This window comes from Streptomyces sp. TG1A-60, from assembly GCF_037201975.1.
Taxonomy (GTDB): domain Bacteria; phylum Actinomycetota; class Actinomycetes; order Streptomycetales; family Streptomycetaceae; genus Streptomyces.
Genome location: NZ_CP147520.1, coordinates 6,297,572 through 6,313,545, shown reverse-complemented (window position 1 = coordinate 6,313,545; position 15,974 = coordinate 6,297,572). Strand labels below are relative to the sequence as shown.

Sequence of the window (15,974 nt, the reverse complement as noted above, 5' to 3'; positions counted from 1 at the left end):
CGACTGCCCATCAGCACGAAGCCGTCGTCCGCGACATGCCGCAGGCAGGTGGCGAGCGTCCCGCGCCGCTCCTCGGGGCCCCCGGTAGGGACATCGTGCGGGCCCCGCGCACCCGTTCCAGCATGTGCGCCGACCTGCTCGACGCACGGCGAGGTCCAGCAACGCGTCGAGCAGGTCGTCGGCGTCCGGCGGTGTAGCGGCCGAGTGCGCCGGGGCCGTCAGGAGTCGAACCGTGCCGCTTCCAGGTACTCCGGGTTCGGGTCGAGGGCCGCGGCGAGCCGGAAGTGACGCCTGGCCTGCTCGGGGCGGGCCTGGCGCTGATAGGTGCGGGCCAGCGCGAAGTGCGCGAACGCGTTGTCCGGCTCGCGCTCCAGGACGATGGTGAACTCCAGCTCGGCCGGTCGCAGCTGGGCCGCGGCGAAGAACGCGCGGGCGCGCAGCAGCCGGGCCGCCGTGTTCTCGGGGTGCTCGGCTATGACCCGGTCGAGCAGCTTCACCGCGCCCCGCGGGTCCCTCGCGGCGAGCAGCTGCTCGGCGGCGCGGAAGTCGATGACGTGCGTTTCCGGGGTACGTCCGGTGGAACCGCTGGTCTCGGGCACGGCTGAATCCTTCCCTTGCTGGGACGCTTCAACGCACCCGGCGGGCCGGCTATTCCTGTGGGTGCTCGGATCGCTCCCGGGACATGTGTGCCCGCTGCGTGAGATCGGCCCACACCTCCCGTACCCGCCGTCGGAGAGCGTCCAGGGGTACGTCGTTGTCGACGACGATGTCCGCGATCGCCAGGCGCTCCTCACGCGTCGCCTGGGCGGCCATACGGGCGCGTGCGTCCTCCTCCGTCATGCCGCGCAGGCGTACGAGACGGTCGAGCTGGGTCTCGGGGGCCACGTCCACGACGATCACGAGGTCGTACAGCGGGGCGAGGCCGTTCTCCGTGAGCAGGGGGACGTCGTGGACGACGACGGCGTCGTCGGCGGCGGAGTTCTCCAGCTCTCTGGAGCGGGCACCCACCAGCGGGTGCACGATCGCGTTCAGCGCGGCGAGCCGCTGCGGGTCCGCGAAGACGATGGAGCCCAGCTTGGGGCGGTCCAGAGTGCCGTCCGGCGCGAGGACGCCCTCGCCGAAGGTGTCGACGACCGCCGCGATCCCGCCAGTGCCCGGTGCGACGACCTCGCGCGCGATCCGGTCCGCGTCGATCAGCACGGCACCGCACTCCACGAGCAGCCGCGACACCTCGCTCTTGCCGGCGCCGATACCACCGGTCAAACCCACTCTCAGCATGCCCGGCAGCTTAGGCCCTGCCGCTGACACAGTCGTGGGGGCGGGCTCCAAGTGGGCTCAGCCCTCGCCCTCCCGCTCCGCCAGGAACTTCTCGAACTCGCGCCCGATCTCGTCGGCGGACGGGATCTCGACGGGTTCTGCGAGCATGTCGCCCCGTGACTCGGCACCCGCGGCGGCGTCGTACTGGTGCTCAAGGCCCTGGACGAGGGCGACCAGTTCCTCGTCGCCCTCCCGGATCTGCCGGTCGATCTCCGTCTGCGTACGGTGCGCCTCTGTGCGCAGGGCGTGCGCGACGGAGGGCAGGACCAGGCCGGTGGCCGCCGTGACGGCCTCCAGGACGGTCAGGGCGGCGTCCGGGTAGGGCGAGCGGGCGATGTAGTGCGGGACGTGGGCGGCGACACCCAGCACGTCGTGTCCGGCCTGCATGAGGCGGTACTCCAGAAGGGACTCGGCGCTGCCGGGGACCTTGGCCTCCTCGAAGGGGCTGCGGTGCCCGGGCACCAGCTCAGCCCGGTTGCCGTGCGGGGTGAGGCCGACCGGGCGGGTGTGCGGCACGCCCATGGGGATGCCGTGGAAGTTCACCGACAGGCGTACGCCGAGCCGCTCCACGATCTGCTGGACGGCGGCGGCGAAGCGCTCCCACTCCACGTCCGGTTCGGGGCCCGAGAGCAGCAGGAAGGGGGCTCCGGTGGCGTCCTGGACGAGGCGTACCTCCAGGGCCGGGTCCTCGTAGTCGGCCCAGTGGTCGCGCTTGAACGTCAGCAGCGGGCGGCGGGCCCGGTAGTCCACGAGCCGGTCGTGGTCGAAGCGGGCCACCACCTGGTGGGGCAGCGAGCCGAGGATCCTGTCGACGATCTGGTCGCCGGTCTCGCCCGCGTCGATGTATCCGTCGAAGTGGTAGAGCAGGACAAGTCCCGCCGACTCCTGCGCGAGCGCCATGTCGACGACTGCCAGGCCCTTCTGCTCCCATGTGTACAAACCCTGCGGATCAAGCACTGTGACCGCTCCTCCTCGTGTTCCCTCTCCACAACGTGGTACGGCTGCCCGGCATTCCCGGGAACGCCGCGCGGGTCGTGGAGCGGTACGAGAAGCGTCGGACGCGGGTGACGTCAACTCCCCCTCCGGGCGCCCCTGTCGGGGCCATCCGGACACACTTCGGGCCCCCGTCCGTGCAGGACGCGGGCCCGAGGTGTCATCGGCTAGACCTCAGCCGTGGGTGTTCAGCTCTGGCCGCCGGCCAGCTTCTCGCGGAGCGCGGCAAGCGCCTCGTCCGAGGCGAGGGCACCGGAGGTGTCCGCACCCTCGGAGGAGTACGAGCCACCGCCCGCGGCCGGAGCCGCACCCGCGGTGTCGCCGCCGCCCTCGGCCGCGGCAGCGGCGTCGGCCTCGCGGGACTTGATGACCTGCTGCTGGTGCTGCTCGAAGCGGGTCTGCGCCTCGGCGTACTGGCCCTCCCACGCCTCGCGCTGGGTCTCGTAGCCCTCGAGCCAGTCGTTGGTCTCGGGGTCGAAGCCCTCGGGGTAGATGTAGTTGCCCTGGTCGTCGTACGACGCGGCCATGCCGTACAGCGTCGGGTCGAACTCGACCGAGGCCGGGTCGCTACCGAAGGCCTCGTTGGCCTGCTTCAGCGAGAGGCTGATGCGACGACGCTCGAGGTCGATGTCGATGACCTTGACGAAGATCTCGTCGTTGACCTGGACGACCTGCTCCGGGATCTCCACGTGGCGCTCGGCCAGCTCGGAGATGTGGACCAGACCCTCGATGCCCTCGTCCACGCGGACGAACGCACCGAACGGAACCAGCTTCGTGACCTTGCCGGGCACGACCTGGCCGATCTGGTGGGTCCGGGCGAACTGCTGCCACGGGTCTTCCTGGGTCGCCTTCAGTGACAGGGAGACGCGCTCGCGGTCCATGTCGACGTCGAGGACCTCGACCGTGACCTCCTGGCCGACCTCGACGACCTCGGAGGGGTGGTCGATGTGCTTCCAGGACAGCTCGGAGACGTGGACCAGACCGTCGACGCCACCCAGGTCCACGAAGGCACCGAAGTTGACGATCGAGGAGACCACGCCGGAGCGGACCTGACCCTTCTGCAGGGTCGTGAGGAACGTCTGGCGGACCTCGGACTGGGTCTGCTCCAGCCAGGCGCGGCGGGACAGGACCACGTTGTTGCGGTTCTTGTCCAGCTCGATGATCTTCGCCTCGAGCTCCTTGCCCACGTAGGGCTGGAGGTCGCGGACGCGGCGCATCTCGACCAGGGAGGCCGGGAGGAAGCCACGGAGGCCGATGTCGAGGATGAGACCACCCTTGACGACCTCGATGACGGTACCGGTGACGATCCCGTCCTCTTCCTTGATCTTCTCGATGGTGCCCCAGGCACGCTCGTACTGGGCGCGCTTCTTCGAGAGGATCAGGCGGCCTTCCTTGTCCTCCTTCTGGAGAACAAGGGCCTCGATCTCGTCACCGACGGCGACGACCTCGTTGGGGTCGACGTCGTGCTTGATCGAGAGCTCGCGGCTCGGGATCACACCTTCGGTCTTATAACCGATGTCGAGCAGGACCTCGTCCCGGTCGACCTTCACGATGACGCCGTCGACGATGTCGCCGTCGTTGAAGTACTTGATCGTCTCGTCGATCGCGGCGAGGAAGGCTTCCTCGTTACCGATGTCGTTGACCGCTACCTGCGGGGTGGTTGCGGTGGTCTCGGTGCTGCTCGTCATGTGGGAAAGGGCTCCGGTACGGACATTGAAGTCGTAGGTACTGCTCACGCCGGGAGCCCGTTTCGCTCTGAAGAAGCCGGACAGCCAAGGAAGCGCCCACCGGAAACCGGTGATGACGCCTCGACAACCGAGGGGACATACAACAGATGCGAGCGCAGCCTGCTACGTCTGAGGTGCGCAGGCCCGCAGCGCAACTTGTAGCATACGGGGGCAGCCAGGCAGGGTCAATGCGCGAAGGCGCACACCCGGGGCGGAACACCACATACCCGGCACCAAACGTGTCCCGGGAGGCCACGCAGGCCTGAGACACCCCTTTCGTGACACCGCCGGAGCGGGCCGCGCCACGCGGGTTACGGAAGAGTACGACGAGGGAGCCGATCATCCAAGAGCCCGATGTCCACGAAACCGTCGAGGTCCCCGGGGCCGTCGGCGGCCACGACGCCGCCGAGCCGGAGGCCACCCGGCGCGAGGCCGGGGTGACGGAGAGTTCCCGTGCCAACCGGGGCTGGTGGGACCGGAACGCGGACGAGTACCAGACCGAGCACGGCACGTTCCTCGGCGACGACCGCTTCGTGTGGTGCCCGGAGGGGCTCGACGAGGTCGAGGCGGAGTTGCTGGGGCCGCCCGAGGAGCTGAAGGGCAGGGACGTCCTGGAGATCGGCGCCGGCGCCGCGCAGTGCTCGCGCTGGCTGGCCGCCCAGGGGGCCCGGCCGGTCGCCCTGGACATCTCCCACCGTCAGCTCCAGCACGCCCTGAGCATCGGCGGATCGTTCCCTCTGGTGTGTGCGGACGCCGGTGATCTGCCCTTCGCGGACGCCTCCTTCGACCTGGCGTGCTCGGCGTACGGGGCGCTGCCGTTCGTCGCCGACCCGGTGCGGGTGCTGCGCGAGGTGCGCCGCGTCCTGCGTCCCGGCGGGCGCCTCGTCTTCTCCGTGACCCATCCGATCCGCTGGGCCTTCCCCGACGAGCCCGGCCCGGAGGGCCTGTCCGTCTCCGGTTCCTACTTCGACCGCACGCCGTACGTCGAGCAGGACGAGGAGGGGCGGGCCGTGTACGTCGAGCACCACCGGACGATCGGCGACCGTGTCCGGGACGTCGTGGCGGCGGGCCTGCGGCTGGTCGACCTGGTCGAGCCGGAGTGGCCCGCGTGGAACTCCTCCGAGTGGGGCGGCTGGTCGCCGCTGCGCGGGAACCTGATCCCGGGAACGGCGATCTTCGTGTGCGAGCGGGACTGAGACGACGAGCGACGGACGCAGGGCGACGGCGGGGCGGCAGAAGAGGAACGCGCGCACGGAGGACGTTCGTGGAGGACGTTCTCACGGGCGTACGACACTGGGGGCGTGATCCGTTACGACGCCCTGGACGCGCTGCCCGTACGCGATGCCCTGCCCGGCCTGGACGACGCCCTGGAGGGGCACGGGAGCGCTGTCCTCGTCGCGCCGCCCGGGACCGGCAAGACGACGCTGGTGCCACTGGCCCTGGCGGGACTCCTGGACGGCGGGCCGGTACGGCGGGTGGTGGTCGCCGAGCCGCGCCGGATCGCGGCGCGGGCGGCGGCGCGGCGGATGGCGTGGCTGCTGGGCGAGAAGGTCGGCGGGAGTGTCGGCTACACCGTTCGGGGTGAACGGGTCGTCGGACCACGTGCGCGCGTGGAGGTCGTCACGACCGGTGTACTGCTGCAACGGTTGCAGCGGGACCAGGAGTTGCCGGGCGTCGACGTCGTCGTGCTCGACGAGTGCCACGAGCGGCATCTGGACGCGGACACGGTGGCGGCGTTCCTGCTCGACGTGCGCGGGACACTGCGGCCCGAGCTGCGGCTGGTGGCGGCGTCGGCGACGACGGACGCCGAGGGCTGGGCCCGGCTGCTGGGCGGGGCGCCGGTGGTCGCGGCGGACGGGGTCTCGTACCCCGTCGAGGTGGTGTGGGCGCCGCCGGCCCGCCCCGTACGACCGCCGCACGGGATGCGGGTGGACCCGGCGCTGTTGGCGCATGTGGTGTCGGTGGTGCGGCGGGCGCTGGCCGAGCGGCAGGGGGACGTCCTCTGTTTCCTGCCGGGGGTGGGCGAGATCGCGCGGGTGGCGGGGCAGTTCGGGGATCTCGGTGATGTGGACGTGCTCCAGGTGCACGGGCGGGCGCCGGCTGCCGTGCAGGACGCCGTGCTGGCCGGCGGGGAGCGGCGCCGGGTGGTCCTGGCGACGGCCGTCGCCGAGTCGTCGCTGACGGTGCCCGGGGTGCGGGTGGTCGTCGACTCCGGGCTCGCCCGGGAGCCACGCGTCGACCACGCGCGCGGCTTGAGCGCCCTGACGACCGTACGGGCCTCGCAGGCCGCCGGGCGGCAACGGGCCGGGCGGGCCGGGCGTGAGGCTCCCGGCGTCGTCTACCGGTGCTGGGCGGAGGCCGAGGACGCCCGTCTGCCGCGCTTCCCGGCGCCGGAGATCAAGGTGGCCGACCTGACGGCGTTCGCCCTGCAGGCCGCCTGCTGGGGTGATCCGGACGCCTCCGGGCTCACCCTCCTGGATCCTCCGCCGAGCGGGGCGATGGCGGCGGCGCGGGGCGTCCTGTCCGCGATCGGCGCGGTCGGCTCCGCCGGGCACGCCACGGAACGGGGTGTGCGCATGTCCCGGCTCGGCCTCCACCCCCGGCTGGCCCGAGCCCTCCTCGACGCGGCGCCCCTGGTCGGTGCCGAGCGCGCGGCGGAGGTCGTGGCCCTGCTCAGCGAGGAGCCCTCACGGGCGTACGGCGACGACCTGGCCGCCGTGCTGCGGAGCGTCCGGCGCGGGGGTGACGCCTACGCCGCGCGCTGGCGCACCGAGGTCCGGCGCCTGCGGTCCGCGTCGGCGCCCGCGCCCGCGGCGCGGCTGCCGGGCGAACCGTGCCCCGGCACTCCGGGGAGAAGTGCGGGCTCCGAACGGCCCGCCGGGGACGAGCGGGGCGTGGGGGTGGTGGTGGCGCTGGCGTTTCCCGAGCGGGTTGCCCGCGGGGACGGGGGGTCGTATCTCATGGTTTCCGGGACTCGGGCCGAGGTGGGGGAAGGGTCCGGGCTGCGGGGCGGGCAGTGGGTGGCGGTGGCGGTGGCCGACCGGGGGGTGGGGGCCGGGCTCGCGCGGGTACGGCTCGGAGTGGTCGTCGACGAAGAGGTGGCCCGGGAGGCGGCCGGGGCTTTGCACAGCCAGGGGGAGGAGGTCGCGTGGCGGGACGGGGACGTCGTGGCGCGGCGGGTGGAGCGGTTGGGGGCCGTGGAGGTGGGCGTGCGGCCGTTGCGGGAGGCCGCGGCCGGGCTCGTACGGGAGGCACTTGTCGAAGGGTTGCGGGTCGAAGGGCTCGGGTTGTTGCGGTGGTCGGAGGGTGCGGGACGGTTGCGGGAGCGGATCGCGTTCCTGCGGGCGCGGCTCGGCGAGCCCTGGCCCGATGTGTCCGACAGTGCCCTGCACGCGCGCGTGGAGGACTGGCTGGAGCCCGAGCTGAGCCGGGCACGGCGGCGGGCGGATCTCGGGCGGATCGATGCCGGGGAGGCACTGAAGCGGCTGTTGCCGTGGGCCACCGGGGACGCCGTACGGCTGGACGAGCTCGCGCCGGAGCGGATCGAGGTGCCGAGCGGGTCCCGGATCCGGGTGGACTACGCGCGGCCCGAGCAGCCGGTGCTGGCGGTGAAGTTGCAGGAGATGTTCGGGCTTCGGGAGTCGCCCGTGCTGGCCGGGGTGCCGGTGCTGGTGCATCTGCTGTCCCCCGCCGGACGGCCCGCCGCCGTGACCGCCGATCTCGCCTCGTTCTGGCGGGACGGGTACAGGGCCGTACGGGCGGAGTTGCGCGGCCGGTATCCCCGGCATCCGTGGCCGGAGGACCCGGCGACCGCCGAGCCCACCCGGTACACGAACGCGCGCCTCAGGCGCTGACCGGCTCGGATGCCGGGGGCCTGCTGGACTCCGGTGCGCCGGGCCTGCGGCCACGGGCCTCGACGTAGAGGGAGAGCGCGAGGAACAGGACGCCCAGGCCCAGGAAGCCCCAGGGCAGGTAGGAGGTCATCAGGAGGACGAGGAGACGCTGGGACTTGACCAGGCCGACGGTGTGCTCGATGTAGTCCTCGCGCATCTTCACGTGCCCGGCGAAGGCGGTCACCTTCTCGCGGTCGCCGAGGAGCGTGCCGCCGCGGAGTTCCTCCTCGTGGATCTCCTCACCGTAGACGGGGGCGCCGGTGACGGGCTCCACCCAGAACTTGCGGACCGTGGTGTACCAGCGACTGGTGCCGGTCTGGGCGACCGTCTCCCGGGTGATGCCTTCCACGGGCATGGTGCGGGGGAAGGGGACCTCGGTCCAGGGGATGGTCTGTTCGAAGTAGTAGACCTCCACGCCCCGGAAGTCCTGGGTGCCCTTGTAGTGGATGGGGGCCGTGATCCGGGCCTGGGCGTCGAAGTACTCGTAGTCCCTCTTCTCCGTGAGGAAGGGCCATTTGAATTCCAGGCCCTTCCGCTGGACGGGGTCGCCGTCGACCATCTCGCCCTTGGCGTGGACGGGCTCCTGGGTGTGGGCGTCGAAGATGTAGCGCTCCGGGATCCTCGAGACCGTCTCGCCGTCCGGGCCCTGGATGTACGACAGGCCGTCCCAGACGACGACGTCCCGGCCGGCCGTCTTCTCGATCTCCTCGGAGGCCTCGACATTGCCCTTGAGGGTCTGCACGATGGTGACCTCGGGGACCTTCCGGGCGGTCATCGTGCCGTAGTCGAGGAGGGTGGCGTCCTTCGCCTCCAGGACCATGTCCTGGTACTGGTTCGCCGGGACCTTGACCACGTCGGGGAAGACGTACCAGCGCAGCAGCGGGGACAGCGCCGTGAAGAACACGGCGAGCGCGAGCAGGATCAGGCCGGTCCTCCGGCGCATCTCGGCCTCCCTCCCGGGCGGTTGTGGCGGTGCGGCCACCGTCGGCTATGGATGTGCGGGGACCGTCGTCAGCAACGGTTTCGGTGATGTCTCGCCCGTGGGTGAGCCCAGCTGCGCGATCGTGAACGCCAGGGCGAAGGCGAGGGCGAGACCGGTCGCGGCGGCGATCAGGGCACGCATACGGACCTCCCGACTAGGGGCCTGGCGAGGGGAACCGACCGTTCCCGACGGGAACTGATAGTTCGTCAGGTCCGGCACCGTAGCAACGGCCGGGCGAGATGAGAACACGTCGCGCACACAACGGCGGCGCCCCTCTCAGGAGAGGAGCGCCGCCATGGCCGTACGTGGAGGGCCGACGCCGACTACGAAGCGCTGGGGCTGGGCGACGCAGCCTCGGTCGGCTCGGTCGGCTCGGGCGTCTCGGGCGTCTCGGGCGTCTCGGGCGTCTCGGGCGCCGCCTCCACCGTCAGTTCGACCGTGAGGGTCGCGCCGCCCTCGGTCTCGATGCGGAGCTGGAACGTGCCGGTGGTGCCGTCGGAGTGGAGCTTCGGCAGCTTCAGCAGGCCGTTCTCGTCGGTCTCCAGGGCCAGGGTGCGCACGGGCTCCTCGCCCGCGTCGCCCTCGAAGTAGGGGCCCTTGTCGTTCTCGGTGACGTCGAGGAGGGACTTGATGAGGGTGGCCTTGACCGCGACCTTGTCCGCGATCTCCCCCTTGTAGGTGGCCTTCACCTCGACCTGCTCGGCGAACTCGCCGTTGGGGACGCAGGTCAGCACGGTGTCGTCGGTGCGGGCGAGGGCGTCGGCCTGGCGGGCGGTGACGGTGGCCGTGTAGTCGAGGGCGGCGACCGAGCGGCCCACGACGGTGGCGCGGATCGTGACCTTCCCGGTCTTCTCGCCGGCCACGAGCGCGGGAGCGGTGGCCTTGCCGGCGCTGTCGGTGACGACGGTCGCGAACTTCTCGCCGCCGGTGAAGGTGGTGTCCGTGTCGCCGACGACGGTGAAGCGGACGCGGACCTTCGTCACGGCCTTGCCGGCCTTGGTCTCGGTGCGGGCGACGACCTTGTCTGTGAAGGTGTCGCCGGCCATGGCCGTGAGGTTCGCCGCACCCGCGTTCTCCAGGTGGTGGACCGTGTCGGTGGAGGTGGGTGGCGTGGTGGGGGGCGGCTCCGGCGTGTTCGCGCCACCGCCCGGCTTGCCTGTGCCCGGCTTGCCTGTGCCCGGCTTGCCTGTGCCCGGCTTCTGCGTCGTCGGGGGCGTGGGGCTGGGGCTCGTCGTGGGGCCGCCGGAGCCGTTGTCACGGCTGCCGCTGCCGCTGTCGCTGTTTCCGCTATCGCTGTTGCCGCTGTTGCCGCTCGGCGTCTCGGGCAGGGAGCCGGTGCCGTCCGGGATCTCGTGGGCGCCCGCGCGGTAGTGGTTCAGCCACCTCATGACGAGGTGGTAGTACTCCGTCGAGTTGTTGTAGCTGAGGACCGCGCTGCGCAGATTGCCGGCGTTGGACAGGTCCCAGCCGAAGCGGCACAGGTAGTGGCCGGCGGCGAGGGCGGCGTCGTAGATGTTGTTGGGGTCCTTGGCGCCGTCGGCGTTTCCGTCGCGGCCCGCCCACTGCCAGGTGGAGGGGATGAACTGCATGGGGCCGACGGCCCGGTCGTACGTGGTGTCGCCGTCGTGCGCCCCGTTGTCGGTGTCGGGGATGTTCGCGAACGCGCCGCCGTTGAGGATCGGGCCGAGGATCTTCGAGTACGTCGTGCCGTCGGCGTCGACGCGGCCACCGCGGGCCTGGCCGGACTCGACCTTGCCGATGGCGGCGAGGAGTTCCCAGGACAGATTGCAGCCGGGCTTGGACTCGCGCAGGGACGCCTCGGCTTTCTTGTAGGCGTCGATGACGGTCGCGGGTATGCCACGCTCGGTGCCGCCGGTGGTGGTCGAGCCGTCACCGATACCGGGCGCCGGGTCGGGGCTGTCGAGGGGCGGAAGGTCCGTGTAGTACCGCGAGTTGCCCGACGCGGTGTCCTCGGCGCGGGGGCTCGCGTCCGGCGTGGGCGCTCCCATGGTCTGTCTGCCCGCGCTGTCGGTCGTCACTCCCGGGGCCTGGGACGCGGCCAACGCCGCTACCGTGGCCGCTGCCAGGGCGGTGTTCGCCGCCCCCTTGCGGAGCCTCAAACCGAACTGCGCCGCCATTGAGTGAACCCCTCCCCGGTGGTCGACCGCCTTGGCGCTCTACCGATTTACTACCCTGTCAGTCATTTGTCTTTTTCAGCGGACCGGTTTCCCTGTCCTGGTACACCGACTCCGGAGTTCCGATTTTGGTTGCCCGGTTCCGGTGTTTCCTTTCCGGAATTCCCGTGGCCTCGCGACCCACAGGCGCGAGGACCCAGGTGACCCTACGACAACTTCCGCCGCACGGACACCCGTTCGTGCCCCGATTTTCACCGGTTTCCCTTATCGGTTTCCTGTCGTCCAAGAGCTTGTCGGATACGCGGACCCGAGTCGCGCATACTGGCGACCGGTCCTCGCCGGGCCGAACCGTCCGGCCAAAGTCCGTCACAGGGGGACGACTTGCCCTTCACGCTCAGCCACGCCGCCGCCGTGCTGCCCGCCCTGCGGGGGAACGGGGCCGGGCGCGGGCCACTGGTGCCGTCGGTGCTCGTCGCCGGTTCGTTCGCGCCCGACATGACCTACTACATGGCGAGTGTGCTGCCCGAGGCCATGGAGTTCGGTGATGTCACGCACTCCTTCGCCGGGGTCTTCACCGTCGACGTCCTCGTCACCTGGGCGCTGGTCGGGCTGTGGCTGGTGCTGCGTGAGCCGCTGGTGGCGTTGCTGCCCAGGGGGCGGCAGGGGCGGGTGGCCGCGCTGGTGCGCTGCGGGGCGGGAGTGCGGCGGTTCAGTCCCTCGCTGGTCCTGTGGTGGTACGTCTCCGCGGCCCTCGGCTCGCTGACCCATGTCGTGTGGGACGCGTTCACGCATCACGACCGGTGGGGAGTGCGGCTGTTCCCCGTCCTCGGCGAGGAGATCGCGGGCTCGCCGCTCTACTGGTACCTCCAGTACGGCGGCTCCGCGGTCGCGGCGGTCGTCATCGTCGTCTTCGTGACGCTGGCACTGCGGCGGCAGCCGGCGGTCGAGCCGGTCGGCGTGCCGATGCTGTCCTCGGCCGACCGGTGGGTGGCTGGCGCCGTCATCGGGGGCTGCGCGCTGGTCGCGGCGGTGCAGCGGGTGGCCCGCTGGTGGGCGTACTGGGGGTCGGTCGCCAAGCCGTACGAGGTGATCCCGACCGTGTGCTTCGGGGCGGGTGCCGGGCTCGTCCTCGGCGTGGTCCTCCACGGCGTCGGCGTCAGGGTCTGGCGCCCGGCTCCTCCCGCCACCGCGCTCGCAGTCGAGGCGGCGGCGGACAGCTCGGTCCCCCGCTGAGTGCGGGGCGCCGCGTGGGCGCGCCGCGGGGGATGCGGGGCTCGGCGGCGCGGGGCGTGTACGGCGGTACGTGTCCGAGGAGGGCCGCCACGGGGTGGGTCAGCGCCCAGGGGTAGTGACTGTGGGGCCGCCGGACGCGTGTGCGTGCCCAGGGGAGACCGGGGTGTGCCCGGGTGAGCCGGGTCCGCACCCCTGACAGGCGGGTGGCAGCTGTCCGTGTACGGCGGCGGAGCGTGCGTATACCCATGCGGGCATCCTTACGCCGACGCTCCGCCCGGGGCGCCTCGGCGAGGACCAGGCGGGTGATACGGGCGGCCGGAGCGGGACTCGCGGTGGGGCCGGCCGGCCCGGCACCGTCGGCCACCGCCGTGGTGGTCGCTCGCCGTCGCGGCGGGTGGGGGTGAGCGGCGAGGCGGGTCAACCCGCCCGGGTGCGGCGCCGACGTCGCCGTACGACCGGTGGCGAGCGGGGTCGCCTCCTTGCCGGACGTCCGTGGGAACCGATCCGGCGAAGGGCCCGCCTTGCGCAAGCAGCCCGGCCCGACTGACGGCCCGGCCCGTCGGCGGCCCGCCCGGGCCATGGGGGCCCGCCCCGTCAGTGGTCCAACCGCCCGGAGAGTCAGCCCCCGCGCAAGCAGCCCGGCCCCGCTGACGGCCCGGCCGGTCGGCGGCCCGCCCTGGTCGTGGGAGCCCGTTCGTAGAGGCCCGGCTGTGAGGGCCCGGTCGTGGTGCCGGGCCCCCACACCGAACTTCCTGGTTTCTAGTGGGCCGCCGATTCCCAGTCCGGGCCGTAGCCGACCGAGACGTCGAGGGGGGCCCGCAGGTGCACGGCCTTGGACATTTCGTGGCGGAGAAGTCGCTCGGTGCGCTCGCGTTCGCCGTGGGCGATTTCGAGGACGATCTCGTCGTGGACCTGGAGGAGCATGCGGGACGTGAGGCCGGCCTCGTCCAGGGCACGGCCGACGTTCAGCATGGCGATCTTGACGATGTCGGCTGCGGTGCCCTGGATGGGCGCGTTGAGGGCCATCCGCTCGGCGGCCTCGCGGCGCTGACGGTTGTCGCTGTTGAGGTCGGGGAGGTAGCGGCGGCGACCGAAGAGCGTCGCCGTGTAACCCGTCGCCCTCGCCTCGTCGACGACCCGGCGCAGATAGTCCCGTACACCGCCGAAACGCTCGAAGTACGCGTCCATCAGGGCACGGGCCTCGCCCGCGTCGATGTTCAGCTGCTGGGAGAGGCCGAACGCGGACAGGCCGTAGGCCAGGCCGTACGACATCGCCTTGATCTTGCGGCGCATTTCCGCGTCCACCGCCGCGGGCTCGACCCCGAACACCTGGGCCGCGGCCGTGGTGTGCAGGTCCTCGCCGGAGGTGAACGCCTCGATCAGGCCCGCGTCCTCGGACAGGTGGGCCATCACGCGCAGTTCGATCTGGCTGTAGTCCGCCGTCATCAGGGACTCGAAGCCCTCGCCGACGACGAAGCCGCGGCGGATGGCCCTGCCCTCGTCGGTGCGGACCGGGATGTTCTGGAGGTTGGGGTCCACCGACGACAGGCGGCCCGTGGCGGCGACCGTCTGGTTGAAGGTGGTGTGGATGCGGCCGTCCGCGGCGACGGCCTTGATCAGGCCCTCGACGGTGACGCGGAGCTTCGCCTGCTCGCGGTGGCGGAGCATGATGACCGGCAGTTCGTTGTCCGTCTGGCCGGCGAGCCAGGCCAGGGCGTCCGCGTCCGTGGTGTAGCCCGTCTTGGTGCGCTTGGTCCTGGGCAGGCCCAGCTCACCGAAGAGGACTTCCTGGAGCTGCTTGGGCGAGCCCAGGTTGAACTCGTGCCCCGCCGCCGCGTGCGCCTCCTTCACCGCCTGCTGCACGGCGCCGGCGAACATCTGCTCCATGGCCTCCAGATGGGCCCGGTCCGCCGCGATGCCGTGGCGCTCCATGCGGGCCAGTAGCGCGGAGGTGGGCAGCTCCACGTCCCGCAGGAGCTCGGCCGCCCCGACCTCCGCCAGGCGCTCTTCGAAGGCCTCGCCGAGGTCGAGGATCGCGCGGGCCTGCACCATCAGCGCGTCGGCCTCGGCGCCCTCGTCCGCGCCGAACGCCAGCTGGCCGTCGGCCGTGGCGGCGGGGGCCAGCTCGCGGCCCAGGTACTCCAGGGAGAGCGCGTCCAGGTCGAAGGAGCGGCGGCCCGGCTTGACCAGGTAGGCGGCGAGGGCGGTGTCCATGGTGACGCCTTCGACGGTCCAGCCGTGCTCGGCGAAGACGCGCATCGCGGCCTTGGCGTTGTGGAACACCTTGGGCCGGGCGGTGTCGGCGAGCCAGGCCGCCCAGGCGGACTCGTCCCTCTCGTCCACCTGCGTCGGGTCGAACCAGGCGGCCGGCCCCCCGGTCGTGGCGAGCGCGATCTCGGCGACCGAGCCGGTACCGAGGGCCCAGGTGTCGACCGTGGCCACACCGAGAACCGCCGTGCCGTGCTCGGTGAGCCAGGGGGCCAGTTCACCGGAGCCGAGCACCGTGCCGTCCACCGCGACGCCCGGGACGGCCGGCTGCCCGGCGTCGCCCTCCTCGGCGGCCGGGTCGACGGCCAGCAGGCGCTCGCGCAGCGACGGGTTGCGGATCTCCAGGGTGTCCAGGACCATCGCGACGGCCTTGCGGTCGTACGCGGCACGCTCCAGGTCCGCGACGCCCTTGGGCAGTTCGACCGTGCGGACCATTTCGGTGAGGCGGCGGTTGAGCTTGACCGCCTCCAGGTGGTCACGGAGGTTCTGGCCGGCCTTGCCCTTGACCTCCTCGACGCGCTCGACGAGATCCGCGAACGAACCGAACTGGTTGATCCACTTCGCGGCGGTCTTCTCGCCGACGCCGGGAATGCCGGGGAGGTTGTCGGACGGATCGCCGCGCAGGGCCGCGAAGTCCGGGTACTGGGCCGGGGTGAGGCCGTACTTCTCGAACACCTTCTCCGGTGTGAACCGGGTCAGCTCCGAGACGCCCTTCGTCGGGTAGAGCACCGTGGTGTGCTCGCTGACGAGCTGGAAGGAGTCGCGGTCGCCGGTGACGATGAGGACCTCGAAGCCCTCGGCCTCGGCCCGGGTGGCGAGCGTGGCGATGATGTCGTCGGCCTCGAAGCCGTCGACGGCGAAGCGGACGGCGCGCATCGCGTCGAGCAGCTCGCCGATCAGCTCGACCTGGCCCCTGAACTCGTCCGGGGTCTTCGAGCGGTTCGCCTTGTACTCGGTGAACTCCTCGGAGCGCCAGGTCTTGCGGGAGACGTCGAACGCGACCGCGAAGTGGGTGGGCGCCTCGTCGCGCAGCGTGTTCGCCAGCATCGACGCGAAGCCGTAGATCGCGTTGGTCGGCTGGCCCGTCGCCGTCGTGAAGTTCTCCGCGGGCAGCGCGAAGAACGCGCGGTAGGCCAGCGAGTGCCCGTCCATGAGCATGAGCCGGGGACGGCTGCCGCTTTCGGGGGTGCTGTCGGTCTGCTTCGATGCTGTCTCTGCCACGGACCCGATCCTGCCACGTGCCACTGACACCCGGACCCCAGGGACGGGTCGAGGGCCGGCCGGGATATCGCCCGAAGGGCCGGGACAGCGCTCCGGGACGGCACAGGCGGAGGCAAGGAGCTCGCCCCGGGGAGCGGGGCCGACCGGCCTCGGCCGTTGTCGGTGACACGTGCGAGGATCGGGAGTCGTACCCTCACGCCCACAG

Annotated in this window: 11 protein-coding genes; 3 read left to right on the top strand and 8 right to left on the bottom strand. The window is 71.8% G+C overall.

Features of this window, described 5'->3' with window-relative positions; translation table 11 throughout:
• Window positions 1–218: 218 nt before the first annotated feature.
• From WBG99_RS27460 to rpsA, 4 genes are all read right to left on the bottom strand, one after another.
• Window positions 219–599: a tetratricopeptide repeat protein gene (locus WBG99_RS27460; protein ID WP_338898865.1), complete on the bottom strand. Its 381-nt coding sequence runs from the start codon at window positions 597–599 to the stop codon at window positions 219–221.
• Between the two features lie 49 nt (window positions 600–648).
• On the bottom strand, window positions 649–1,278 hold the full coding sequence (gene coaE / locus WBG99_RS27455; RefSeq protein ID WP_338898864.1) for a dephospho-CoA kinase: 630 nt from the start codon (window positions 1,276–1,278) through the stop codon (window positions 649–651).
• A 57-nt stretch (window positions 1,279–1,335) separates the two neighbouring features.
• Window positions 1,336–2,274, bottom strand: coding sequence for a PAC2 family protein (locus WBG99_RS27450; protein ID WP_338898863.1), 939 nt, complete (start codon window positions 2,272–2,274; stop codon window positions 1,336–1,338).
• A gap of 224 nt (window positions 2,275–2,498) precedes the next feature.
• The gene (gene rpsA, locus WBG99_RS27445) at window positions 2,499–3,998 is read right to left on the bottom strand and encodes a 30S ribosomal protein S1 (RefSeq protein WP_338898862.1); all 1,500 of its coding nucleotides are present in this window, start codon (window positions 3,996–3,998) and stop codon (window positions 2,499–2,501) included.
• 317 nt (window positions 3,999–4,315) lie between these two features.
• Between rpsA and WBG99_RS27440 the strand changes: the two genes are divergently transcribed.
• On the top strand, window positions 4,316–5,233 hold the full coding sequence (locus WBG99_RS27440) for a class I SAM-dependent methyltransferase (RefSeq protein ID WP_338898861.1): 918 nt from the start codon (window positions 4,316–4,318) through the stop codon (window positions 5,231–5,233).
• Window positions 5,234–5,338: 105 nt separating this feature from the next.
• On the top strand, window positions 5,339–7,891 hold the full coding sequence (gene hrpB, locus WBG99_RS27435) for an ATP-dependent helicase HrpB (protein WP_338898860.1): 2,553 nt from the start codon (window positions 5,339–5,341) through the stop codon (window positions 7,889–7,891).
• On the opposite strand, the gene WBG99_RS27430 is transcribed toward hrpB, so the two are convergent.
• From WBG99_RS27430 to WBG99_RS27420, 3 genes are all read right to left on the bottom strand, one after another.
• On the bottom strand, window positions 7,881–8,873 hold the full coding sequence (locus WBG99_RS27430; protein ID WP_338898859.1) for a DUF3068 domain-containing protein: 993 nt from the start codon (window positions 8,871–8,873) through the stop codon (window positions 7,881–7,883). The genes hrpB and WBG99_RS27430 overlap by 11 nt on opposite strands.
• A 45-nt stretch (window positions 8,874–8,918) precedes the next feature.
• A complete protein-coding gene (locus tag WBG99_RS27425; protein ID WP_338898858.1) occupies window positions 8,919–9,053 on the bottom strand; it encodes an SPW_0924 family protein in 135 nt (44 codons plus the stop codon).
• A gap of 182 nt (window positions 9,054–9,235) precedes the next feature.
• On the bottom strand, window positions 9,236–11,050 hold the full coding sequence (locus WBG99_RS27420; RefSeq protein WP_338898857.1) for a lytic murein transglycosylase: 1,815 nt from the start codon (window positions 11,048–11,050) through the stop codon (window positions 9,236–9,238).
• A 378-nt stretch (window positions 11,051–11,428) separates the two neighbouring features.
• Here WBG99_RS27420 and WBG99_RS27415 point away from each other — a divergent pair, with 378 nt between their 5' ends.
• Complete coding sequence (locus WBG99_RS27415) at window positions 11,429–12,280, top strand: DUF4184 family protein (protein WP_338898856.1); 852 nt, start codon at window positions 11,429–11,431, stop codon at window positions 12,278–12,280.
• Window positions 12,281–13,039: 759 nt separating this feature from the next.
• Here the strand turns inward: WBG99_RS27415 and polA are convergent.
• Window positions 13,040–15,769 (bottom strand): DNA polymerase I, encoded by a 2,730-nt coding sequence (gene polA / locus WBG99_RS27410; RefSeq protein ID WP_338898855.1) that lies wholly within the window; start codon window positions 15,767–15,769, stop codon window positions 13,040–13,042.
• Window positions 15,770–15,974: the final 205 nt, after the last annotated feature.

Bases quoted from the DNA above. Each gene is read 5' to 3' on its own strand.
- WBG99_RS27420 (WP_338898857.1), bottom strand. From the start codon at position 11,050: ATGGCGGCGCAGTTCGGTTTGAGGCTCCGCAAGGGGGCGGCGAACACC.
- WBG99_RS27430 (WP_338898859.1), bottom strand. From the start codon at position 8,873: ATGCGCCGGAGGACCGGCCTGATCCTGCTCGCGCTCGCCGTGTTCTTC.
- rpsA (WP_338898862.1), bottom strand. From the start codon at position 3,998: ATGACGAGCAGCACCGAGACCACCGCAACCACCCCGCAGGTAGCGGTC.
- WBG99_RS27425 (WP_338898858.1), bottom strand. From the start codon at position 9,053: ATGCGTGCCCTGATCGCCGCCGCGACCGGTCTCGCCCTCGCCTTCGCC.
- coaE (WP_338898864.1), bottom strand. From the start codon at position 1,278: ATGCTGAGAGTGGGTTTGACCGGTGGTATCGGCGCCGGCAAGAGCGAG.